This is a genomic window from Herbaspirillum sp. WTB6 (assembly GCF_057457785.1).
Genome location: NZ_CP176522.1, coordinates 1,123,876 through 1,146,870, shown reverse-complemented (window position 1 = coordinate 1,146,870; position 22,995 = coordinate 1,123,876). Strand labels below are relative to the sequence as shown.

Here is a 22,995-nt window from a genome sequence, read left to right as displayed (position 1 = left end):
TGGCTTCGCCCAGTTCCCGGCCCGCGTCATGCCGGCGCCGCCCGGATTTCGGCCATCCCCTTTTTCTCTCTCGCATTTTCTCTCTATGGCAGTCATTTCCCTTACCAACGGCCAACTCGCGTTTGGCCACGTCGCCTTGCTGGATCACGCCGAATTTTCGCTGGAAGCCGGCGAGCGTATCGGCCTGATCGGCCGCAACGGCAGCGGCAAGTCGTCGCTGCTGAAAATCCTGGCCGGACAGGCCAAGCTGGACGACGGCCTCCTGGTCATGCAGCAGGGACTGAAGATCGCCTATGTGGCGCAGGAGCCGGTATTTGCGCCCGAGATGTCGGTGTTCGATGCGGTCGCTTCCGGCCTTGGCGACCTGCCGGCGCTGCTGGCCGAGTACGAGCAATTGACCGGGCAGTTTGGTCATGGTAACGACGAGGCCGTGATGGAGCGCATGCACGCGATCCAGACCCGGCTCGATGCGGCCAACGCCTGGAGCCTGAACAACCGGGTGCAGACCACGCTGGACCGCTTGAACCTGCGTCGCGACGGCGTGATGGGGACGCTCTCGGGCGGCATGCAAAAGCGGGTGGCGCTGGCCTGCGCCCTGGTCAGCGAACCGGATGTACTGCTGCTGGATGAGCCGACCAACCATCTGGATTTCAGCTCGATCCTGTGGCTGGAAGGATTGCTGCGCGACTACCAGGGCAGCGTCCTGTTCATCACCCACGACCGCAGTTTTCTGGATAACGTGGCAACCCGCATCCTGGAACTGGATCGTGGCCGGCTGCTGTCGTTTCCCGGCAATTTCAGCGCCTACCGGACGCGCAAGGCCGAGCAACTGGAAATCGAGGAAACCGAGAACGCCAAGTTCGACAAATTCCTGGCGCAGGAAGAAGTCTGGATTCGCAAAGGGGTGCAGGCGCGCCGCACGCGCGACGAAGGCCGGGTGCGGCGGCTGGAAGAGCTGCGCCGTGTGCGCAGTGCGCGGCGCGAGCTGCAGGGGCAGATCAGGCTGGAGGTCGGGGCGGGCGAGCGCTCCGGCAAGATCGTCGCGGAGCTGACGGATGTTGGCAAATCCTACGGCGACAAAACCATCGTCAAGGATTTCAGCGCGACCATTTTGCGCGGTGACAAGGTCGGCCTGATCGGCGCCAATGGCGCCGGCAAGACCACCTTGCTGAAGCTGATCCTCGGTGTCGAGGAGCCGGATCACGGCACAGTACGGCAGGGAACCAAGCTGCAGGTGGCATATTTCGATCAGATGCGCGCGCAGTTGAACGAAGATGCCAGCCTGGCAGACACTATCGCGCCGGGCAGCGACTGGGTGGAGATCAATGGTCAGCGCAAACATGTGATGAGCTATCTGGGCGACTTCCTGTTCGCGCCGGAGCGCGCCCGTTCGCCGGTCAAGTCGCTCTCCGGCGGCGAGCGCAACCGGCTGCTGCTGGCGCGCCTGTTCGCCAAGCCAGCCAATGTCCTGGTGCTGGACGAGCCGACCAACGACCTCGACATCGAGGCGCTGGAACTCCTGGAGGAATTGCTGGAAGACTATACCGGTACCGTATTTCTGGTCAGCCATGACCGCACCTTCCTTGATAATGTCGTCACACAAGTGATCGCTGCGGAAGGCGATGGGTTTTGGCGCGAATATGTCGGCGGCTACACCGATTGGGAGCGCACCAAGGCGGAAGCCGTTGCCCGGGAAGCGCAAAAACCGACGCCAAAATCGTCGGTCAAGCCCCAACCAGCGGCGACAACCGGAGTTCCCGCCAAGCCGAAAAAACTCAGCTACAAGGAACAACGCGAACTGGAGCAATTGCCGGACTTGATCGCGCGGCTGGAGGAAGAACAGAAAGGCATTGCCGCGCGCTTGGCCGATCCCGACCTGTATCGTCAGCAGCCGGACGAAGCGCCGCGCCTGAATGCCCGCTTCGCCGAGATCGACCAGTTGCTGATGCAGGCGCTGGAAAAATGGGAGCAGATCGAGACCGGCGACGGCCGTTGACCGCCTAGCGCCTAATTCAGGCGCTGGCTGGCGGCGCGCAATTGCGGCAGGCGGGCGCGGATGTCAGTAGCATCGGCCGCGTTGGGGCGCTCCCGCAGGTAGGCTTCCAGGTCCTGCAGCGCCGCCTGCGGGCATTCCAGCATCGCGTAGGCCGAGCCGCGGTCGCGCCGCTCGATGATTTCATCAGGCAGCAGGATCATCAGGCGCTGCTGTACTTCCAGCAGCGCCTGCCATTGCTGGCTCTCCAGGAAAATTGCTTTCAGGTTGTGCAGCATCCGCACCAGGATTTCGCGTGCGCTTGCCGCCTGCAGGAATTCGCTGACCGGCGCCTGCGCCAGGTCCGGCTGTTGCCGCAGGTAAGGGGTCAGCCGCTCTTCCAGTTCGGCCTGCGACAGGCTGGCGCCGCTCAAAGGATCCAGCACCACGGCACCGGCGGGCAGCGGTAGTTTCAGCAGGAAATGGCCGGGGAAGGAGACCCCGCGAAATTCCAGGCCCACTTGCTGCGCCAGTTCCATGTAGACCACAGCCAGCGAAATCGGAATGCCGCGCCGGGTGGCGACCACGCGATCCAGATAGCTGTTGTCGGGGTCGTAGAAATGATTCAGGTTGGGGCCGAAGCCTAGCTCGCGATAAAACAAATGGTTCAGCAAGCGCACTTTTTGCAGGTCGGAAGCGTCGGCCGGTAGGCGCCGCTGCAGGCGCCCGGCAAAGCCGTCGACTTCCAGTTGCACCGCCATCAAATCAAGCTGTGGGGACACGCCTTGGGCGATCGACGCGGCCGCCTCGAACAGCGGTATCGAATCGTCTTGCTGCACCAGCGACGTGAAATAATCCAGCGGATGAATCATGGTTGCGCTCGCGTATTGCTCGCCTGTCTGCCCGTCTGTCGCTCAATAAAAAAGACCCGTTGCGCGGCAACTGGTTCCGTCGTCCTTACTGCGCGATGCGGCGGAAATCCCGGAACCGGAAGCCCATCGCCAAGAGCGCGCCGAAATAGGTCGCGGCACACAGCGCCAGCACCAGCACCAGTGCGCCGACGCGCAACAACGGTTGTTGCTGCAAGCTTAGCCAGTCGAAGTAACTGGCGCTCCACAAGGCGACGCCGGCCAGCAGGAACAGGGCGCCGGCAAGCTTGGCCATGAACTGACGCCAGCCTGGCAGTGGTACGTAAATCGCACGCCGGCGCAGGCTCCAGAACAGGAAGCCGGCGTTCAGGCAGGCGCCCAGGCCGATCGACAGCGCCAGCCCGGCATGTGCGATCCACGGCACGAAAACCAGGTTCATCGCCTGCGTCGCAATCAGTACGCCAACCGCGATCTTGACCGGCGTCCTGATGTCCTGCTTGGCGTAAAAGCCGGGCGCCAGGATCTTGACCAGAATTAAACCGATCAGGCCGGCGCCGTAGGCGATCAGCGCGCGGCCGGTCATGCTTACCGCCAGCGGATCGAATTTGCCGTAATGAAACAGCGTCGCCGTCAACGGCTGCGATAGAGTCGCCAGGCCGACCGCCGCCGGCAGCGCCAGCAGGAAGGTCAGGCGCAGGCCCCAATCCAGCAGTGACGAGTATTCGACATGGTCGCCGTCCATGTTGGCCTTGGACAGGCTTGGCAGCAGGATGGTCCCCAGCGCCACGCCCAGCAGGGCGGTCGGGAATTCCATCAGCCGGTCGGCATAGGATAGCCACGAGACGCTGCCGTGCTGCAGGCGCGAGGCGATATTGGTATTGATCATCAGGCTGATCTGCGCGGCCGACACGGCAAACACCGCCGGCCCCATCTTCTTCAATATCTTCTGCACGCCGGCGTCGCGCAAGCCAGTCAGCGGGTTGCGCGCGATGCGCGGCAGCATGCCGATCTTTATCAAGGCCGGAATCTGGATTGCCACCTGCAGCAGGCCGCCGACGAAGACCGCGATCGCCATCGCGTAAATCGGCTGCGCCATGTGCGGTGCGAGGAACAGCACGCCGACGATGAAGGCCAGGTTCAGCAACACCGGCGTCACCGCCGGAATCCGGAATTCGCGCCAGGTGTTGAGAATGCCGCCGGCCAGCGCCACGAACGACATGAAGCCGATGTATGGAAACATCACGCGCGTCATCACCACCGAGGCGTGAAAGGCATCCGGGTTGTCGCTGAAGCCGGTGGCGATCAGATATACCACCACTGGCGCGGCGGCGATGCCGAGCAGGGTGATGATCAGCATCGCCCAGATCATCGTGGTGGCCACGTGGTCGGCCAGTTCCTTGGTGGCGGCGCTGCCCTGTCGGCTCTTGTATTCGGCCAGGATCGGCACGAACGCTTGCGCAAACGCGCCTTCGGCAAACAGCCGGCGCAACAGGTTGGGGATGCGGAAGGCGACGTTGAAGGCGTCGGTGTAGGCGGAGGCGCCAAAGGCCCGGGCAAACAGGATCTCGCGGATCAGGCCGGTGATGCGCGACAGCATCGTCATGCCGGAGATGGTTGCCAAGGTTTTATGCAAGTTCATGGAGCGGCATTATATCTGCTGTGCTGTGGCCCCAAGCCGCCGCCAGCGCCTTGTACAGCGCATGGGTCGTTTGTTACGAAAATCGCAATGCTCCTCAGTTATTTTTGAAAAAATGGGAGTATGATCAAAAATGCCTGTATTTCCGCAATAAAATATCGTGTATTTTAAAACACTGTGCCCAGTATATGCGGCGGCGCAAGTTGGGACGGTTCTAACGGCCGCCTGTTTGCCGGCGTCGTAAGCTGGATGGGCAGCCGATATCAGAGGATTTGCCCGTTTCCTGAAAAGCCGTTATAATCCCCTGCTTTACAGAATTCTGTCTTCGCGTTCCTGTTTTCGCGAAGAGAAACTGACATCGAATCCTAGGAAATATTCATGGCAAATACCGCACAAGCGCGCAAACGCGCTCGTCAAGCAGTCAAGCAAAATCTGCATAATTCGAGCCAGCGCTCGACGCTGCGTACCGCCGTCAAGGCCGTGCGCAAAGCCATCGGCGCCGGCGACAAGGCAGTTGCGGCGCAAGTGTTCCAGGCTTCGATTTCCACCATCGATCGTATCGCCGACAAAAAAATCATTCATAAAAACAAGGCTGCACGCCACAAGAGCCGCTTGGCTGCTGCCCTGAAAGCGCTGGCTTAAGCTCAAGCGCATTGACGTCGGCCGCCCGGCGCGGCAGGCGAAAAAATCATGAAACCCGGATGACGTCAGTCATCCGGGTTTTTTTGTCTCTGGTTGTCGATGCTGTTAAGTGGAGCGCTCGGCTTGCCGCTGGCGAGCGACAAGCGCAACGAATGCTTATTTTCTACCCGGCAAGCCGTCGATCACCGCGCCCGGCTTGATGTTTCTCTGCTTGAACCAGCCCCGATTCATTTCCAGCGCATACCTGACCGGCCCAGCGGCGCAATGCGATTCCAACGACTGCGCCTGCATTTCCTCGATGTTGACGATCTTGCCGCCTTGATCGATGAACGCCACCGCCAGCGGAATCAGGGTGTTTTTCATCCACATGCAGGTCCGGACCGGCGCTTCGAACACAAACACCATGCCCTCGTTCGGCCCCATTTTCTGGCGAAACATCAAGCCCTGCTGGCGCTCGGCGTCATTGGCGGCGAGTTCTGCGCTGATCAGGTGGATGCCTACGTTCAGTGGAATCGTCGGCAATTTCTGCGGCTCCTGGGCTAGGGCGCCGGCCCCGAGCAAGGCGGCTGCGAGCAGGAATATGGTGCGGCGGGCGGAAGAGCGGATCATGGATTGGCTGCCAATGCAGAAAATGTGCAGAAAATGCGGAAGAGCCGCATTGTCGCATTCCGGAAAAGAAAAAGGCAGGACGCGCCTGCCTTTTCCGCTATCACCAAGGCGGAATTACTTGGCAGGTGCTTCAGCCGGAGCAGCAGCTTTGGCTTTTTTGGCTTTGCTGGTTTTTTTCGCTTTTTTGACTTTCTTTGCTTTCGGTGCGGCTTCGGCAGCGGCGGGAGCAGGCGCAGCAGCGGCGGCAGGCGCAGCAGGTGCGGCGGGCGCAGCAGGTGCGTCGGCGGCGAAGGCGGAAGCAGCGAACAGACCAGCGATCAGGGCGGCGAGCAGGGATTTCATTTTAGTCTTTCGGATAGGTTGATAACGGTGATTCACATGAATCACTAGCAATAACGGCGGGCTTGGCAGCGCGGTTGACAAGTTTGGATAATATTCAGTCGCCTCCCAAATGCCAGGTTGGTGTTTCATATGGACCGATTCAGTATCTCGCGATAATCGCGCAGGTGGGTTGCGGCCGCACGTAAATTCGACCTTCGTGCGCTGCCTGAAAACAATAGAGATTGCCGCGCAATGCCTAAAAAATGCGCTGTGCGTAGAGTCGACGCTTGAGGGCCGAGGCTGGCGAGAGAAAGGCCGGGGAGATGAACCCGTCCGGGCCAACGAGTTCGAGTGGACAAGAAAAAGGCCAGCACAATGTCTGGCCTTTTTGGTTGTCAGTGGTGGAGCGGAGGAGGATCGAACTCCCGACCTCTGCATTGCGAACGCAGCGCTCTCCCAGCTGAGCTACCACCCCACATAGATGAATATTGTAGTGCAACTTCGGGCGTAAGAATAGTCCCGGTGTGACTTGATTTTCGCCCGCTCCGCGGCGGCTGGCGTTCGCGGTACGACATGACTATTGTCATGGTTTTGATCGGTATCTGGGAATACCGTACCGAACTAGTGCGATATGGCCAGAAGCGGCACGCTATCGGTCGCATCGCATCCGTTGTGCAATTGAAAATCTGTATCAGCCAGAGGACGTAGCAATGCAACGATCAACTTCAGTCTTGCCCGCCGGCGCGACACGCAAGGAGTGCCGGTAATGGCGGCTAGCGCGATCAGCAATCGCGTCTCGCACTGGACGCCAGCATACTTCGGCGTGGCGCTGCTCAACTTCCTGGTGGCGCAGGGGCTGATGGTGGGCGGCTGGGTGTACCCGGCACAGCCGTTGATGGTGCCGGCGACGTTCGCGGCGGTCCATCTGCTGGTATTGGGTTGGCTGACCTTGCTGATGTTCGGGGCGCTGTTCCAGTTCGTTCCGGTCATTACCTCGCGCCAGTTGCCGAGCCAGAAGCTGGCCTTGGTGGCGCTGATCTTGATGGAGGCTGGCGTACTTGGGATGGTCGCCGGTTTCTCGGCCATGGCGCTCGGTTCGGAGCGGTTTGTGCATTGCTTGCCGGTTGGCGGTTCGCTGGTTGCGCTCGGCGCTTGTGTCGCCATTGGCGATATCGTAGTACCGCTGGCGGGTGCGCGGCCGCTGGAGTTGCCAGGCCGCTTCGTGCTGGCCGGCTTCGCCTTCCTGATCACGACCATGACGCTCGGCTTGCTGCTGGCGCTGGGCTTGACCGTGCCCGCGTTGGCGCCCGCGCTGGCGCCGCTGCTCGGCGGCGGCGTCGGCTATCACGCGCTGGCCGGCATCGGCGGCTGGTTCACGTTGACCGCGATCGGCGTCAGCTACAAGTTGCTGCCGATGTTCATGCTGGCACCGGAAGAGCGCGGCTGGGTGGGGGATGCGGTGCTAGGCTTGAGCGCTGCCGGCTTCGTCTTGGTGGTCGGGGCCGAGCTCCTCAATTTGTTCGTACCCTTGGGCGCCGTGGCGCTTGTCGCCTGGATCGGATTCGGCGCGGTGGCGGCCGGGATCGTGCTGTACCTAGTGGATGTGGTGCGGATGTATCGGACGCGCCGGCGCGCGCTGATCGAATTACAGAACCGGGTGTCGGTAGGCGCATTCGTCGCGCTGGCGGCCTGCCTGCTGCTGTTCGCGCTGCTGCTGGCGACCGGCAGCGTCGCCCGCTATGTCGGCGTCCTCGGTTTCCTGGTGCTGTTCGGCTGGCTTTCCGGCCTCGGCTTGAGCCAGTTGTTCAAGGTGGTTGCCTTTCTCGCCTGGCTGGAACTCTTCGGCAGCAAGCTGGGGCGCGGGCCGGTGCCGCGCGTGCAGGATCTGGTCAACGAAAAGCGGGCGGCACCCTGGTTCACGGTTTACTTTGCCGCCGTGGCGGTGGCAACCGTGGCCGGCCTTCTGGGTTACCAGTTGGCGTGGCGTGCCGCCGTTGCGGTTTGCATGCTGACCACCATCTTTTTGGGGGTTGAATACTGGCGCGCCTATCGCGGCAAATACGCGGCCTCCATGCCTGCCCGTCCCGCTTCATTTCCACGTCCATTGCCTGAAGGTAAACGCCCATCATGAACAACCCTGAACCGTACACACTCGACGTCCGCGAACAACTGCGCAACGGGGGCGAGCCGTTTCCGCAGATCATGCAGGCGGTAGGCCAGTTGGCGCCGGACCAGCCGCTGCGGCTGCTGGCCACCTTCGAGCCACTACCGCTGTATGCGGTATTGGGCAAAAAGGGCTATGGCCACAGCGCGCTGCATCGCGATGATGGCGATTGGGAAGTGCTGTTTACCCCGGGCCAGGCGGCTACTCAACCGGCACCGCAGAAAGCGGCTCCGGCTGCTGCCGCTACGAATGCCGACTGGCCCGCACCCGCCGCCCATCTGGACAACCGTGGACTGCAGCCGCCGGAGCCGATGATCCTGATTCTGGAGGCGCTCGAGCATCTGGCGCCGGGCGAGGTGCTGGCGGCAATCAACGAGCGCGATCCGGTATTCCTTTACCCCGAACTCGAAGCGCGCGGCGCGACCATTCGCACCGAACAGAAAGGCGACGGCGTCCATCTGCTGATTCGCAAAGGAGCGCCGGCATGAGCGCGCCGACCGTCGAGGAAGCCTACCTGGCGCTGCACGACGTCATCGATCCAGAGCTGGGCTACAACATCGTCGACATCGGCCTGGTGTACAAGCTGGAGATCGTCGACGGCTTGTTGAAAGTCACCATGACCATGACCACGCGCGGTTGCCCGGCACAGGATTACATCATGGGCGGCGTGGACGAACGCGGCGCGGCGATTCCCGGTATCGATGACGTCGACATCGAGCTAGTGTGGGAGCCGCCGTGGTCGCCCCAGATGATGTCGCCGATCGCCAAGGAATACTTCGGCATCACCGAGGATGGCGCATGAGCGCAGCCGGACGCGCGGACGAGGATGCCGTTATCGCGCTGAATCGCGTATTCGTGCGCGCGCTGCTTGCGCTCGGTGCCGCCGGCGAATCCGAACAGGCGTGCCGGCTGGCCGCCGGCGCCTGGTCGATGTTGCGCCAAACCTACCCACGGGAAGCCGAGCGCCTGAACGGTGCGCTGCACGCTCTGACCCGCAATTCCCCTGTAACCCCTGCTGTAACCCTACCAACTGATGGAGAAAAACATGGCTGAACCAAAGATTCTCGACGTCCGCACCTTCATTCCCGCCGAACGCCACCGGCTGATTTTCACAACCTACAACGAGCTGAGCCCGGGGCAAAGTTTTGTGCTGGTCAACGACCACGATCCAAAGCCGCTTTATTATCAATTTGATGCCGAGCACAGCGGCAAATTCTCCTGGGAATACAAGGAGCAAGGGCCGCAAACCTGGCGAGTCGAAATCGGCCGCGTCGGCGCTGCCTGATCGCGACCGCAACTCCACGACGCCCGCGCACGCCGATAGGCGGCGCGGGCGTTTTTGCATTCCACATTGCTCCACTGTAGGTGTTGGCAATAAAAATTTGATCTTCCCCGTTTCCTGCTAATCCATATGCAGGATAGAGGCCAAATAGGAATTTACAGAAGATTCCTTTGACCTCCAGATATCACCATCTGCCCTTTGCCTGGGCGCATTTTTCCCCACTCACACCAAGCCACCGTGTTCGCCATGGCAATGTGGTCGGATGCTTGTCAGCCTACTGACGCCAGAGGCCGATATATGCCGCCCTGACGGGTGGGCTCCCCCCTTCCATTTGACGCAAAGCCACAGTTTTGTGCAGTCGGCCATATCGTTGCAGAAAACCGGTTGCTTAGTATTCATAAATGTATATAATTATGTATACATTGAATCCAGTGAATCCTTTTGGCGCTGGGTCATAGGCAAAAACCAGAAATGCGCGTCACGCGTTCCAGATCATCCACATACAGTACAAGGAAAATCCATGACTCGACTTAGCGGCGCAGAAGCGATGGTGCGCATGCTTCAACTGAACGGCGTCAAGCACATCTTCGGCTTGTGCGGCGACACCAGCCTGCCTTTCTACGATGCGCTGGCGCGCCTCGATCATGGCATCGACCACATCCTGACCCGCGACGAGCGTAGCGCCGGCTATATGGCGGACGCCTATGCGCGCGTGACCGGCAAGGTCGGCGTGTGCGAAGGTCCGAGCGGCGGCGGCGCCACCTATCTGCTGCCGGGGCTGGTCGAAGCCAACGAGTCGTCGATCGCGGTGCTGGGAATTACCTCGGACGTCTCGGTCGGTTCGCGCGGCAAATATCCGCTGACCGAACTCGATCAGGAAGCGCTGTACCGGCCGCTGACGAAATGGAATACGACCATCGACCGCGCCGACCAGCTTCCCGGCGCGGTACGTGCCGCTTTCCGCGCCATGACCACCGGCCGCCCCGGTTCTGCCCATCTATGCTTGCCGTATGACGTGCAGCAGCATGAAGTCGATGCCAAGGACGTCTGGGCGCAGCCAGGACACGACAAGTTCCCGGCGATGCGCCACGCTCCCGATCCGGCGGAAATCGTGCGCGCTGCCGAAAAGCTGGTGGCCGCCCGTGCACCAGTCATCCTGTGCGGCGGCGGCGTGGTGATCGCCGGCGCCTGCGAGGCGCTTGCCGATCTCGCGGAAAGCCTGAATGCGCCGGTTTGCACCACGGTCAGCGGACAAGGCAGCCTGGCCGACACGCATCCGCTGAACGTCGGCGTAGTCGGCTCCAATGGCGGCATCATGGCGACCCGCGAAGTGATCGCCGGCGCCGATCTGGTACTGCTGATCGGCTGTCGCGCCGGCTCGACCTCGACCGAGCACTGGCGCTTCCCGAGCCGCAATGTGCCGATCCTGCATATCGATTCGGACCCGATGGCGATCGCTGCCAACTATCAGACCGAGGTGGCGATGGTCGGCGATGCCCTGCTGGCGCTGCGGGCGCTGAACGGCGAAGTCAAGGCGCGCATCAAGGAACGGCCGTCGGACGCGGCGGATGGCAAGGCGATCACCGCTAGGGCGAAGAGCGCCAAACTGCAGGCGTTCCGGCCGCTGGCAGCTTCGCTCGACATGCCGATCAAGCCGGAACGCGTGGTTGATGCACTGAATCGCCTGCTGCCGGCGGATGCGGTGGTGGTAGCGGACCCCGGTACGCCGTGCCCGTATTTCTCGGCCTACTTCGAAGCCTCCAAGCCGGGGCGCCATTTCATCACCAACCGAGCGCACGGCGCCCTCGGTTTTTCGATGGCGGCCGGCATCGGCGCCGCTTTTGGCCGCCCGAACTCGAAGGTGGTGTCGGTGATGGGCGATGGCAGCTTCGGCTTCACCGTCGGTGAAATGGAAACCATCGTGCGCCGCAAGGTACCGCTCTTGATGATCGTGCTGTCGAACTCCGTCTACGGCTGGATCAAGGCCAGCCAAAAGGCTGGGTACGACGAGCGCTACTTCTCGGTCGATTTCGACCGTACCGACCACGCGCGCGTCGCCGAAGCTTATGGCGTCACGGCCTGGCGCGTCGAGGATCCGGCCAAGCTGGACGCGGTGCTGAAGGCGGCGATCGAGCACGGCGGCCCGGCGCTGGTCGATATCATCGCTCAGCCGTTGCAAGACACCGCGGCGCCGGTCAGCCAGTGGATGGGGTGAGTTGAGATGAGCCAATTTGTCAATCCGCCGCAACCGGTGAACGAACCGATCCTGCAATACGCGCCGGGTTCCGGCGAACGTGCCGCGCTTGAGGCCGCGCTGCAGGAGATCAAAGGCGCCAAGGCTGAAATTGTTCCGATCGTCAACGGCAAGCGTTGCGCGGTTTCCGACAAGATCGCCTTTCGCGCGCCGCACGACCATGGACTGGTGCTGGGCGAGGTGGGGAAGGCAGATGCCGCTACGGTCGGCGCGGCCATCGATGCTGCGATTGTCGCCCAGCCTTCCTGGGCCGCCCTACCGTTTGCCGAGCGTGCCGCGGTTTTTCTGAAAGCGGCCGATCTGCTCAGCGGCCCGTGGCGCGCGCGCCTGAACGCCGCGACCATGCTGGGTCAAAGCAAGACCGCCTACCAGGCGGAAATCGACAGTGCTTGCGAGCTCGCCGATTTCCTGCGTTTCAACGTGCACTTCGCCAGCCAGCTCTACCAGGAACAGCCGATTTCCGGCGCCGGCTGCTGGAACTCGACCGACTACCGGCCGCTGGAAGGCTTCGTGTATGCAGTGACGCCCTTCAACTTCACGGCGATTGCCGGCAACCTGGCGAGTGCGCCGGTACTGATGGGCGGTACCGTCGTCTGGAAGCCGAGCGACAAGTCGCCGCTCAGCAACGCCTTGCTGATGGAGTTGTTCCAGCAGGCAGGTCTGCCTTCGGGCGTCATCAATTTCGTCCCGGGCCATGCGGCGGCGGTTTCCGAGCAGGTGCTGGCGCACCCGGCGCTGGCCGGCGTGCATTACACCGGATCGACTCCGGTCTTCAAGGCACTCTGGCAGACGGTGGCGATGCATTTTGACAATTACCGGAATTTCCCGCGCTTGGTGGGCGAGACCGGGGGCAAGGATTTCGTGCTGGCGCACCCCTCGGCCGATACCGGGGAAGTCGCGGTTGCCTTGCTGCGCGGCGCGTTCGAGTACCAAGGGCAGAAGTGCAGCGCCGCATCGCGCGCCTACATTCCGCAAAGCATGTGGCCGGCCCTGAAAGCGCGCCTGCAGGACGAGATCGCGACGATCCGCATGGGCGATGTCTGCGACTTGTGCAACTTCATGGGCGCGGTAATCGATCAGTCCGCCTATCGCCGACTGGAAGCTGCGATCGGCGAGGGCAAGGAGGCGGCAGGCGTGCGCCTGGTCGCGGGCGGCGATTGCTCGTCCGAGCAAGGCTGGTTCGTGGCGCCGACCGTGTTCGAAGTCGAGGATCCGCGCCATATGCTGATGACCAGGGAGCTGTTTGGACCGGTGCTGGCGATCCACGTCTATCCGGACCAGGACTGGAGCGAGATGCTGGAAGTGATCGACTCCACCTCGTCCTATGCGCTGACGGGCGCGGTATTCGCCCGCGAGCGGCAAGCAATCGTCGAGGCCAAGCAAGTGCTGCGCAACGCTGCCGGAAATTTCTACGTGAACGACAAGCCCACCGGGGCAGTCGTCGGCCAGCAGCCGTTCGGCGGCGCGCGCGGCAGCGGCACTAACGACAAGGCTGGCTCGATCTGGAACCTGACGCGCTGGGTATCGCCGCGCACCATCAAGGAGACTTTCGTTCCGCCGACGGCGTATACCTATCCCCATATGCGGACTTGAAGAGAAGGCGGCGCCCCAGCTCGCCGCGCCGCACGGCAGATTGAGGAAGGTATTTTGAGATACTTTAATGTATATTTCTATGGATACATTTTGGATGGATGCAACACACACAAGGAATTGTGGAGAACCCATGGCAGCCCAATCCAAGGATCCCGTTATGCGGAGCGTACCCGGCCTTGATCACCTCGGCCTATATGCACAGGCCATGGAGACCATCGCTGCGCAATATCAGCGGCTCGGGTTTCAGCTGACGCCCCTGTCGCAGCACTCGGGACTGGACGCGGCGACCCAGCAGGTCGTCAAGAGCGGCATTGCCAACCGCTGCGCCATGCTGCGCCGCGGATATATCGAGTTGTTGGCGGTCGTCGATCCGGCCTTGGACCAGCGCGGCTTGCCGGCCGGATTGGCACGCTATGCCGGCATGCATATCCTGGCATTTCGCACCGAGCACGTCGAGCAGACCATTGCCGCCCTGCATGCGGCCGGCTTTGCCGCCACCCATGGCGGCCTGCAGCGTCACATAGAGACGCCGGAGGGGCTGCGGCCCGCACGCTTCAGTCAGGTGCGTACGCCTTTGGAGGAAATGCCGGAAGGGCTGGTATTGACGCTGCGCCATGAGACGCCCGAATTACTCTGGCAGGAACCTTACCTGGAGCATCCCAACGGCGCGATCGGACTGGACGAAGTCGTGGTGGCGGTAGACCGGCTGGATGAGGCGGAGGCGCGTTATGCCCGCTATTTCGGCTGCCGCGGCAGCCGTACCGGCGGCGAGATCCGCTTCACCCTGAATCCCGGAGCGTTTGTGCTGGCCGATCGGGCGGCGCTGGAGGTCCGTTTCCCCGGACTCCAGGTTCCGGTTCTGCCATTCCCGGCGGCGATGGTGGTCGGTGTTGCTGACCTGGCGCGTACCGAATTCGTCTTGCGCGCCAACCAGGTTCCCTTCGAGCGGCGCGCCAAGACCCTGTCTGTCAACAGCGACCAGGCGGGCGGTGCGGCAGTGGTTTTTCGGGAGGAGGAGTAAAGCGGGCCGCTGTATAGCAAGCAGCGCCGGACGGAATGTGGAATACCTAAAAAAGTGCATTTTAAATCACGGGTAACTATGCCAATCGACAGACTTCGGATTGCATGAAAAGGAGACAGCAACATGTATGAGATTTTCAGGAACAAGCACGGCTTCAAGAAACTCGTCACGTCGGTCGCGACGGCGTTCATGATGAGCGCCGGCATCGGCGTGCCCAGCGCCGCAGCTGCGGAAAAGGTGACGTTTGCCTACCCGACCAACATTTCCCTATCGAACGCACCGACCCTGATGGCGGTCGGCATGGGGTATTTCAAGGAAGCGGGCCTGGACGTGCAGATCACCTTCTTCCAGGGAGCGGCGGTGATGCTGCCGCAAGTCACGCAGAAGCACGTCACCTTCGGCTGGTTCCCGCCCGATTCGCTGATCGTTTCGCGCCAGCCCGGGCGCGATCCGCTGCCGGTCAAGATGTTCTACAACGGCATCTACCTGTCGCCCTATGAAATCGTGGTGACCAAGAACAGCCCGGTCAAAGCGCTGGAGGATTTGAAGGGCAAGAAGATCGGCGTTGGCGCGATGTCCTGGGGCAACCTGGCCGTGACCAAGGCGATGCTCAAAGGCCTCGGCTACGAATTGCAGAAAGATTATGAATTCGTGCCGGTCGGCGTCGGCGCCACTGCCTTGCGCGCCCTGACCGACGGCAAGATCGACGCGCTGAACCTGTTCGACACCTTCCACGTGCAGATGGAGGCGATGGGCACCCAACTGCGCCGCCTGCCGGAAAAGCAGCGCTATCGCGAACTGTTCTCGAGCGGCTGGATCGCCCATGAAGACACCCTGCGTACGCGGCCGGATTTGGTGGTGACCTTCGCCCGAGCGGCCACCAAGGGCGTGGTCGCCTGCAATGCCAATCCGGAAGCCTGCGTCAAGAATTTCTGGAGCCTGTACCCGAACACCAAGCCGGTCGAGGGTACGGAAGAGCAGAAACTGGCGGATGCCGTCAATGTGCTCAAGGTGCGTTTGAAGACCATGTTGCCTGAATCCGGGCACAGTCGGATGGGCTACTACACCGAGCAGTCGTGGAAGGATTATGTCGAAACCCTGCACATGGGCGGACAGCTTGCCTCCAAGGAGGTCGCGGTCGACAGCCTGTACACCAATCAGTTCGTCAAGGAAATCAACAACTTTGATGCAGCGGCGGTGGCCGCAGGCGCGAAGGCAAAGTAGATTGGAGCAAATGTGAGTTCTGTAACTTCCTTGAATGTTGCGTCTCCGGCAGCCGCGCCCGCCGGATGCGGCCGGCCCCTGCTGGTGGCCGAGGATCTGAGCGTCGTCTATCGGACCAGCAAAGGTCCGATCGCGGCGGTGGAAAATCTTTCGCTCCAGATTTGCGCTGGCGATTTCGTGTCGGTGGTCGGACCTTCCGGCTGCGGCAAATCGACGCTGGTGAAGATCTTCAGCGGCCTGCTGAAACCGTCGAAAGGGAAGGTCCAACTCAACGGAACTTCGATCGACCGTCCGCGCGGCGACGTCGGCATCGTCTTTCAGCAGCCGACGCTGCTGCCATGGAAGACTGTGCTGGAAAACGTACTGGTGCCGGTGCGCGCACTGAATCAGGACTCACCGGAGTCCCGTGCCAAGGCGCTTGAGCTGCTGCGTTTGGTCGGGCTGGAGAAATTCGCTGCCAACTATCCAAACGAACTCTCCGGCGGCATGCAGCAGCGAGTCGGCATCGCACGCGGACTGATTCACAATCCTTCATTGCTCTTGATGGACGAGCCGTTTTCCGCGCTCGATACGATGACGCGCGATCACATGAGCATCGAACTGCAGCGCATCTGGATGGCGACCCGCAAGTCCGCGCTGTTCATCACGCACAGCATCCCGGAAGCCGTGTTCCTGTCCGATCGCATCGTCGTGATGTCGGCCCGTCCGGGCCGGATCATCCGCGAGATCAAGGTAGACCTGCCGCGGCCGCGCACCCTGGAGACGCTTGCCGATCCGGCTTTCAACCGCCTGTGTGGTGAACTGCGCACGCTGTTCGAAGACCTGGTGCATTTTGACTGAACGAGAACCGTATGCGAGAAACCATCAAAGCAATTGTTTATCCCATGATCACCGCCGTTGTGCTGATCGTCGCGTGGATCGTTAGCATCCGGGTGTTCGGGGTTCCCAATTACCTGATCCCGGCGCCGGAATCGGTGTTGGCGGCACTCAAGAGCGGATATATCGATGGCCAGTACTGGCCGCACTTCTTTTTCACCCTGCAGAGCACGACGCTCGGCTACCTGATCGGCTGCAGCCTGGCGATCGTGGTCGGCACCGTTCTGGCCGAATCGAAAACCTTCGAGCGTTTTCTCTATCCATACATCATCGCCCTGCAGTCGACACCCAAGGTGGCGATCGCGCCGCTGATCCTGGTCTGGTTTGGCTTCGGCATGGCATCGAAGGTGGTGATGGTGGCTATGATGAGCTTCTTCCCGATGTTCATCAATACCGTGGTCGGCATCCGCCAGACCAACCCGGCCATGCTGGACTTGATGAAGGTCTTTTCGGCATCGCGTACCCACGTCTTTTTGAACGTCAAGCTGCCGGCTGCAGCCGGCCATATTTTCGCTGGTTTGCAGATCTCGGTGGTGTTGAGCCTGATTGGCGCGGTGGTTTCCGAATTCATTTCCTCCACCAAGGGCCTGGGCTACCTGATCCAGTCGGCGTCGGTGAACATGGACGTGGCCACGATGTTCGCCTGCCTGTTCAGCCTGATCCTGATCGGTCTCGGCGGCACCCAGTTGATGCGCTATTTGCATCGCAAGCTGGTGTTCTGGGACAGCGCCCATGGCTCCACTACCCAGACCGAATAACGCAGGTACCGTCTACACGAAGGCGAGGCAATGGATTTTCACGAATGCTATGCGCTGAGCTACGGTTCGGCGCGGGACAAATTTTGCTCGGCCGCCCTTGCGGCGGGAGGGCGGCTGCACCATTACCTGCATCCGGATTGCACAGGGCCAGACGGCGCAGGGCTGCAGGTCGACGTCGCCTGCTTCGGCTGGGCGGACGCGCCGCGCCGGTTGCTGGTAGTGAGCGGCACGCACGGCCTGGAGGGCTTCTGCGGCTCTGCCGCACAACTGGCCTGGATCAAGAGCGGTGGCCCGGCGCTGCTCGATCCCGAGGTGGGCGTGGTAATGGTGCACGCAATAAACCCCTGGGGCTTTGCGCACCTCAGCCGGACCACCGAGAACAACGTCGATCTCAACCGCAATTTCGTCGACCACGGCGCGCCGGTTCCGGATAATCCCGGCTACGATCAGTTGCATCCGCTCCTGCTGCAAGACGAATGGAGTGCTGAAACGCAGGCCGCTGCACAGCAGGCGATGGACGACTATGCGGCTCGCAATGGTGCCGACCAGCTTTATGACAGCCTGGCGCGCGGACAATACCGGCATCCGGATGGATTGAATTTCGGGGGCAGCGGCCGCGAGTGGTCGAATCGGATTCTGGAGGAAATCGTCCGAACCCATCTTGCCGGCGCCGAGAAAGTTGCCTTGATCGACTGGCATACCGGAATAGGCGACTATGGCGAGCCGTTCTTCCTTTGTTTCAACCAGGAGGGGAGCGCCTTGTATGCCGAGGCGGCCAAATGGTGGGGCGAGGAACGAATCAAGGACCAGCAGCCGCATGGCCGGGCTCGTCCCAATTATCGCGGACTACTGTTTTATGGCGTGCAGAATTTCCTCGGGGATGTGCCGCTATGCGGTGCCGTAATCGAATTCGGCACCCGCGGCTGGCATATGCGGCGGATGCTGCGCCTCGACCTGTGGCTGAAGTTTAAGGCCGATCGCGCCAGCGAACGCTACGTGATGCACCAGGCCGATTTGCTCGACGCATTCTGCCCGGCCGACCAGATCTGGCGCGACAGCACGGTCCGGCATGCGCTGGAAATTACCGGGCAGGCGCTGACCGGTCTGGTGGCTTGGAAGGGAGAGGTCTGATGGCAGCCCCCAACAACCTCGGTGCACCCGGAGCGGCAGGGCGCGATTCCGCGAAGGTCGCGCTGATCGACCTTGGCGGCGAGAACGATCCCCGTCAATTCACGTTCGCGCAATTCGATGCTATCGCCGATGGCGTTGCCCGTGGGCTGCTGGGGCGCGGCCTGAAACAGGGCGAACGCGTGGCAATCCTGTCGGCCAACCGCATGGAATTTCTGGCCGCATATTTCGGTACCATGCGTGCCGGGCTGGTCGCGGTCCCGGTGAACCATCGGCTGCCGGCGACAACGGTCGATTTCATTCTGCAGGATAGCGGCGCGCGCCTGGTTTTTGGCGATGCCGCACGCCGTCCGCTGTGCCCCGCGAATCTGCCGGTGATCGAGTTTGGCACAGACCATGCGGATGGTTTCGACCGATTTCTCGATCCCGGCGAATTCACGCCACGACAACCGGATCCTGGGCAAGCCGCGGTTTTTCTATATACGTCGGGCTCTACCGGACGCCCCAAGGGCGTGGTGCTGTCCCACTCCGGCTATCTGTGGACGGTCCAGACCCGCATCGCGGCGACGAATTTCGAACCGCATCGGTTTCTGGTGGCGGCACCGCTGTATCACATGAACGCGTTGAACACCGTCAAGCTCGCGCTGGCCGGCCACGGCACGATTGTTCTCATGCCGCAGTTCTCGGCGCCAGCCTACGTCGAGGCGATCGACCACTATCGTTGTACCTGGCTGACCGCGATCCCGACCATGATCGCGCTGATCGCCAGTCGAGGAGAAGCAATGGCCGACGCCGACCTGTCCTGCGTGCAGATGGTACGCATGGGATCGGAGCCGGTCACGCAACGAATCATCGACAGCGCACGCGCGCTGTTCCCGGCGGCGGCGATCGGCAACGGTTACGGCACCACGGAGACCGGCGCGGTCGTGTTTGGTCCGCATCCGCAAGGCGTGGCGGCGCCTCCGCTGGCGCTGGGTTATCCACATGCGGCAGTGCAGTTGCGCCTGGTCAGTGGCGACGATCTGGATGCCGACGAAGGCGTTCTCCAGATCAAATCGCCGGCGCTCATGCTCGGCTATCACGGGCTGCCGGAACTGTCGGCATCGGCTATGAGCAGCGATGGTTTCTACATCACCGGCGACGTGGTGCGGCGCGATGAAAACGGTTTCCACTATTTCGTCGGGCGCGCCGACGACATGTTCGTCTGCGGCGGCGAGAACGTGTATCCGGGCGAAGTGGAGGCGATGCTGGAGCGCCATCCGGATATCCAGCGCGCCTGCATCGTGCCGATCGCCGATGCGCTCAAGGGCAGCAAGCCGGTGGCCTTCGTCGTCCTACGGCCCGGCGCCCGCCTCGGCGTGCAGGAAGTCAAGGATTACGCATTGAGCAACGGCCCCGCCTACCAGCATCCGCGCGCGGTTCACTTCGTTGCCAGCCTGCCGGTCAGCGGGACTGACAAGATCGACCGCAAGGCGGTGCTGGAACTGGCCACCCGCCTGAGTAGCTAAGCGGCATCCAGGATGCATGGCGGGGCGATGGCCGGCAGAGCCATCCCCGGCTTCGATTCAACCTATTTGTCAACTGGAGTAAAGGAAGCTTATGAAAGCCGTAGTTATTCACGGGCATGGCGGCCCCGAGGTATTGAATTACGACACCGCATTTCCTGACCCGAAAGCCGGTGAAGGCGATGTCATCCTGCGCGTCAAGGCCACTTCCCTGAACTATCACGACGTGTTTACCCGTCGCGGCATGCCCGGCATCAAGCTGAATTTTCCGCTGATCATGGGTCTGGACGTCGCCGGCGAGATCGTTGAAGTCGGCGCCGGCGTCGAGGGCTGGGCGGTGGGCGACCGCGTGCTGGTGGACCCGATCAACCGCATCGAAGGCGGCCTGATGGGCGAAACCGTGCACGGCGGCCTGGCCGAATATTGCTGCGCCCGCGCGCACCAGTTGATCAAGATACCGGCTGGCGTCAGCTACCAGCAGGCGGCGGCGCTGCCGGTTGCCTTCGGCACCGCTTACCGCATGATGAACACCATCGGCCAGGTGGCGGCCGGCGAGAAGGTACTGGTGCTAGGCGCCAGCGGCGGGGTCGGTGTCGGCTGCGTCATGCTGGCCAAGATCGCCGGAGCCGAAGTGGTGGCCTGCGCCAGCAGCGAGGCGAAAATGAAGCGCCTGACCGAGTTGGGGGCGGATCACGTCATCAATTATGCCAGCGAGGACTTTGCCAAGGCCATTTACCAGATGTACGGCAAGCCGCACCGTCGCCAGTTCGAGGGCGGCGTCGACGTCGCAGTCAACTTCACCGGCGGCGATACCTGGGTCAAGTCGATGCGCTGCCTGCGGCGTGGCGGCCGCCTGCTGACCTGCGGCGCCACCGCCGGCTACGACCCGCAGACCGACCTGCGCTTCATCTGGACTTTCGAGCTCAGCATTCGCGGCTCGAACGGCTGGATGCGCGAGGATCTGCACGCCTTGCTCGACCTGGTCGACGCCGGCAAGATGCAGGTGCCGGTCGACCGGGTATTGAGCCTGGAAGATGCCGGCGAAGCCTTGCGCCTGATCGAAGATCGGGAAGTCATGGGGAAAGTGGTGGTGACGCCATGAGCACGACGATGACGATCGAGGAGATGCAGCAGCGCCTGGAAAAAGCTCCGTTCAACAGTTTTCTCGGCTTGAAGGTACTATCGGCGGATTACGAGAAGCAGGAAATCGTGATGCAGATGGGCCTGCGGCCGGAGTTCGAACGGATTGCGGGCAGCGGCCAGTTCCATGGCGGGATCATCTCGGCGGTGATCGATGCGGTCGGCCATTATTCGGTCATGATGATGATCGGCAAACCGCTGGCGACCATCAATTTCCGTACCGACTATCTGCGCCCGGCCAGCAATACCAGCCTGCGCGCGGTTGGCCGGGTCTGGCGCATCGGCAAAAGCATCTGCGTCGCCGACGTCGAGATTCTCGATGACGCCGGCAAGGTGGTGGCGATCGGACGCGCCAACTACGCCACGCCGGCTTGACGGCGCGACCCATCCTGCGGTGCGGATTCCTTCCGCACCGTTCAATTTGCGCGGGAACCGGCGTATGCTGGCTTCCGCCAATCCATCATGAAAACCAGCATCATGCATAAAGAAGCGATTCAAACCAGTGCGGCGCCGGCGGCGATCGGGCCTTATTCGCAGGGGATCAAGGCGGGCGGGACAGTCTACCTCTCGGGCCAGTTGGGCCTCGATCCGGTCAGCGGCCAGCTTGCCGATACCATCGAAGCCCAGGCACGGCAAGTGTTCGCCAACCTGCGCGCGGTTGCCGAAGCCGCCGGCGGCGGCCTGGACGACCTCGCCAAGCTCAACGTCTACCTGACCGACCTCGCGCATTTCCCGCTCGTGAACGAGATCATGGCCTCCTGCTTTTCCGAGCCCTATCCGGCGCGGGCGGCACTGGGCGTTGCCGCGCTGCCGCGCGGCGCGCAGATCGAAGTCGACGGCGTGCTCGTCCTTGCAGCCGATTGACCGGCCAGTCGCCGGTACTCCTCCTATGACGACCTCCATGAACGATCGAACCTGGGTGCAACAAGCGGTCTCGAAGATCGAGGCCGATTTTCACCGCTCCGCCGATACGCATCTGATTCCGGTGCCGCTGCCCGCTTATCCCGGTGTGTCGCTGTACCTGAAAGACGAGTCGAGCCATCCTACCGGCAGCCTGAAGCACCGGCTGGCGCGCTCGCTGTTCCTCTATGCCTTGTGCAACGGCTGGCTGAACCCGAACAGCACCGTGATCGAAGCCTCCTCCGGCTCGACCGCGGTTTCGGAAGCCTATTTCGCCCGCCTGCTCGGCTTGCCGTTCATTGCCGTCATGCCGGAAACCACCTCGCCGGAAAAGATCGCGGCGATCCAGTTCTATGGCGGGCGCTGCCATCTGGTGAGTTCGCCGCATGCGGTGTATAGCGAATCCGAACGCCTCGCCCGTGAACTGGGCGGTCATTACATGGACCAGTTCACGTACGCCGAGCGCGCGACCGACTGGCGCAGCAACAACAACATCGCCGAATCGATCTTCCATCAGATGGAACGTGAACCCCATCCGGTGCCGGCCTGGATCGTCTGCAGTTGCGGCACCGGCGGCACCACGGCCACCATTGGCCGCTACATCCGCTATCTCGGCTTCGATACGCGCGTCTGCGCCACCGATCCGGAAAACTCGGTGTTCTTCGACGCCTACGCCAGCGGCAATGCCGAGCTGCGGCTGGAATCCAGTTCGCTGATCGAAGGCATCGGCCGCCCGCGAGTCGAGCGCTCGTTCATCCCCGGCGTGATCGACGGCATGCTGAAGGTTCCCGATATTGCATCGCTGGCCGCAATCCGCTATCTCGAGCAGAGCCTGGGCCGGCGCTGCGGCGGCTCTACCGGTACCAATTTCATCGGCGCCCTGCATCTGGCGCGCCGGATGCATCGAGCAGGCGAGGCCGGTTCGATCGTCACCGTCTTGTGCGACAGCGGCGAGCGCTACCGGCATACCTATTACAATGACAACTGGCTCGCTTCCCAAGGGCTGAACATCGAGCCTGCAGTGGCAGCGGTAAAGGCTTGCGCCGAAACCGCCGCGCCCTTGCCTTGGAAGATATTGACCGGCGGAGGCATTTGAAATTC

23 protein-coding genes and 1 tRNA gene are annotated in these 22,995 nt (G+C 62.0%); 19 read left to right on the top strand and 5 right to left on the bottom strand.

The window, feature by feature from the left end:
- Window positions 1–85: 85 nt before the first annotated feature.
- Window positions 86–1,996 (top strand): ATP-binding cassette domain-containing protein, encoded by a 1,911-nt coding sequence (locus ACK2VC_RS05250; RefSeq protein ID WP_486732542.1) that lies wholly within the window; start codon window positions 86–88, stop codon window positions 1,994–1,996.
- Between the two features lie 11 nt (window positions 1,997–2,007).
- Here the strand turns inward: ACK2VC_RS05250 and ACK2VC_RS05245 are convergent, their stop codons facing one another.
- Both ACK2VC_RS05245 and murJ read right to left on the bottom strand, forming a co-directional pair.
- The gene (locus ACK2VC_RS05245) at window positions 2,008–2,844 is read right to left on the bottom strand and encodes a SirB1 family protein (RefSeq protein ID WP_486732541.1); all 837 of its coding nucleotides are present in this window, start codon (window positions 2,842–2,844) and stop codon (window positions 2,008–2,010) included.
- 85 nt (window positions 2,845–2,929) lie between these two features.
- Window positions 2,930–4,480 carry a murein biosynthesis integral membrane protein MurJ gene (murJ, locus tag ACK2VC_RS05240; RefSeq protein WP_486732540.1) on the bottom strand — a complete coding sequence of 517 codons (1,551 nt, stop codon included), beginning with the start codon at window positions 4,478–4,480 and terminating at the stop codon, window positions 2,930–2,932.
- Between the two features lie 375 nt (window positions 4,481–4,855).
- Between murJ and rpsT the strand changes: the two genes are divergently transcribed.
- A complete protein-coding gene (gene rpsT, locus ACK2VC_RS05235) occupies window positions 4,856–5,119 on the top strand; it encodes a 30S ribosomal protein S20 (protein ID WP_486732539.1) in 264 nt (87 codons plus the stop codon).
- A 156-nt stretch (window positions 5,120–5,275) separates the two neighbouring features.
- On the opposite strand, the gene ACK2VC_RS05230 is transcribed toward rpsT, so the two are convergent.
- From ACK2VC_RS05230 to ACK2VC_RS05220, 3 genes are all read right to left on the bottom strand, one after another.
- Complete coding sequence (locus ACK2VC_RS05230; RefSeq protein ID WP_486732538.1) at window positions 5,276–5,728, bottom strand: DUF192 domain-containing protein; 453 nt, start codon at window positions 5,726–5,728, stop codon at window positions 5,276–5,278.
- A gap of 114 nt (window positions 5,729–5,842) precedes the next feature.
- A complete protein-coding gene (locus ACK2VC_RS05225; RefSeq protein WP_486732537.1) occupies window positions 5,843–6,199 on the bottom strand; it encodes a hypothetical protein in 357 nt (118 codons plus the stop codon).
- A gap of 249 nt (window positions 6,200–6,448) precedes the next feature.
- Window positions 6,449–6,524 (bottom strand) — tRNA-Ala (locus tag ACK2VC_RS05220).
- A 291-nt stretch (window positions 6,525–6,815) separates the two neighbouring features.
- Between ACK2VC_RS05220 and ACK2VC_RS05215 the strand changes: the two genes are divergently transcribed.
- The 17 genes from ACK2VC_RS05215 (at window position 6,816) to ACK2VC_RS05135 (ending at window position 22,990) form a co-directional block, all read left to right on the top strand.
- Complete coding sequence (locus ACK2VC_RS05215) at window positions 6,816–8,180, top strand: hypothetical protein (protein WP_486732536.1); 1,365 nt, start codon at window positions 6,816–6,818, stop codon at window positions 8,178–8,180.
- A complete protein-coding gene (locus ACK2VC_RS05210; RefSeq protein ID WP_486732535.1) occupies window positions 8,177–8,701 on the top strand; it encodes a DUF2249 domain-containing protein in 525 nt (174 codons plus the stop codon). Before ACK2VC_RS05215 ends, ACK2VC_RS05210 begins: the two co-directional genes overlap by 4 nt.
- Entirely contained in the window at window positions 8,698–9,015 is a 318-nt protein-coding gene (locus tag ACK2VC_RS05205; RefSeq protein ID WP_486732533.1) for a metal-sulfur cluster assembly factor, read from the top strand. Before ACK2VC_RS05210 ends, ACK2VC_RS05205 begins: the two co-directional genes overlap by 4 nt.
- Window positions 9,012–9,266: a hypothetical protein gene (locus ACK2VC_RS05200; protein WP_486732532.1), complete on the top strand. Its 255-nt coding sequence runs from the start codon at window positions 9,012–9,014 to the stop codon at window positions 9,264–9,266. Before ACK2VC_RS05205 ends, ACK2VC_RS05200 begins: the two co-directional genes overlap by 4 nt.
- Window positions 9,259–9,498, top strand: coding sequence for a DUF2249 domain-containing protein (locus ACK2VC_RS05195; protein WP_486732531.1), 240 nt, complete (start codon window positions 9,259–9,261; stop codon window positions 9,496–9,498). Before ACK2VC_RS05200 ends, ACK2VC_RS05195 begins: the two co-directional genes overlap by 8 nt.
- A gap of 517 nt (window positions 9,499–10,015) precedes the next feature.
- Window positions 10,016–11,710: a thiamine pyrophosphate-binding protein gene (locus ACK2VC_RS05190; RefSeq protein ID WP_486732530.1), complete on the top strand. Its 1,695-nt coding sequence runs from the start codon at window positions 10,016–10,018 to the stop codon at window positions 11,708–11,710.
- Between the two features lie 6 nt (window positions 11,711–11,716).
- Window positions 11,717–13,342 (top strand): L-glutamate gamma-semialdehyde dehydrogenase, encoded by a 1,626-nt coding sequence (gene pruA / locus ACK2VC_RS05185; protein ID WP_486732529.1) that lies wholly within the window; start codon window positions 11,717–11,719, stop codon window positions 13,340–13,342.
- Window positions 13,343–13,547: 205 nt separating this feature from the next.
- Window positions 13,548–14,363 (top strand): VOC family protein, encoded by an 816-nt coding sequence (locus ACK2VC_RS05180; protein ID WP_486732527.1) that lies wholly within the window; start codon window positions 13,548–13,550, stop codon window positions 14,361–14,363.
- A 189-nt stretch (window positions 14,364–14,552) separates the two neighbouring features.
- A complete protein-coding gene (locus tag ACK2VC_RS05175; protein WP_486733174.1) occupies window positions 14,553–15,587 on the top strand; it encodes an ABC transporter substrate-binding protein in 1,035 nt (344 codons plus the stop codon).
- 30 nt (window positions 15,588–15,617) lie between these two features.
- Window positions 15,618–16,427: an ABC transporter ATP-binding protein gene (locus ACK2VC_RS05170; RefSeq protein WP_486733173.1), complete on the top strand. Its 810-nt coding sequence runs from the start codon at window positions 15,618–15,620 to the stop codon at window positions 16,425–16,427.
- A gap of 11 nt (window positions 16,428–16,438) precedes the next feature.
- Window positions 16,439–17,221 carry an ABC transporter permease gene (locus tag ACK2VC_RS05165; protein WP_486732526.1) on the top strand — a complete coding sequence of 261 codons (783 nt, stop codon included), beginning with the start codon at window positions 16,439–16,441 and terminating at the stop codon, window positions 17,219–17,221.
- Window positions 17,222–17,251: 30 nt separating this feature from the next.
- Window positions 17,252–18,352 carry a M14 family metallopeptidase gene (locus ACK2VC_RS05160; RefSeq protein WP_486732525.1) on the top strand — a complete coding sequence of 367 codons (1,101 nt, stop codon included), beginning with the start codon at window positions 17,252–17,254 and terminating at the stop codon, window positions 18,350–18,352.
- On the top strand, window positions 18,349–19,857 hold the full coding sequence (locus ACK2VC_RS05155) for a class I adenylate-forming enzyme family protein (protein WP_486733172.1): 1,509 nt from the start codon (window positions 18,349–18,351) through the stop codon (window positions 19,855–19,857). Before ACK2VC_RS05160 ends, ACK2VC_RS05155 begins: the two co-directional genes overlap by 4 nt.
- Window positions 19,858–19,948: 91 nt before the next feature.
- Complete coding sequence (locus ACK2VC_RS05150; protein ID WP_486732524.1) at window positions 19,949–20,956, top strand: zinc-binding dehydrogenase; 1,008 nt, start codon at window positions 19,949–19,951, stop codon at window positions 20,954–20,956.
- A complete protein-coding gene (locus tag ACK2VC_RS05145) occupies window positions 20,953–21,369 on the top strand; it encodes a PaaI family thioesterase (protein ID WP_486732523.1) in 417 nt (138 codons plus the stop codon). Before ACK2VC_RS05150 ends, ACK2VC_RS05145 begins: the two co-directional genes overlap by 4 nt.
- A 102-nt stretch (window positions 21,370–21,471) precedes the next feature.
- On the top strand, window positions 21,472–21,858 hold the full coding sequence (locus ACK2VC_RS05140; RefSeq protein WP_486733171.1) for a Rid family detoxifying hydrolase: 387 nt from the start codon (window positions 21,472–21,474) through the stop codon (window positions 21,856–21,858).
- A 37-nt stretch (window positions 21,859–21,895) separates the two neighbouring features.
- A complete protein-coding gene (locus ACK2VC_RS05135) occupies window positions 21,896–22,990 on the top strand; it encodes a PLP-dependent cysteine synthase family protein (protein ID WP_486732522.1) in 1,095 nt (364 codons plus the stop codon).
- Window positions 22,991–22,995: the final 5 nt, after the last annotated feature.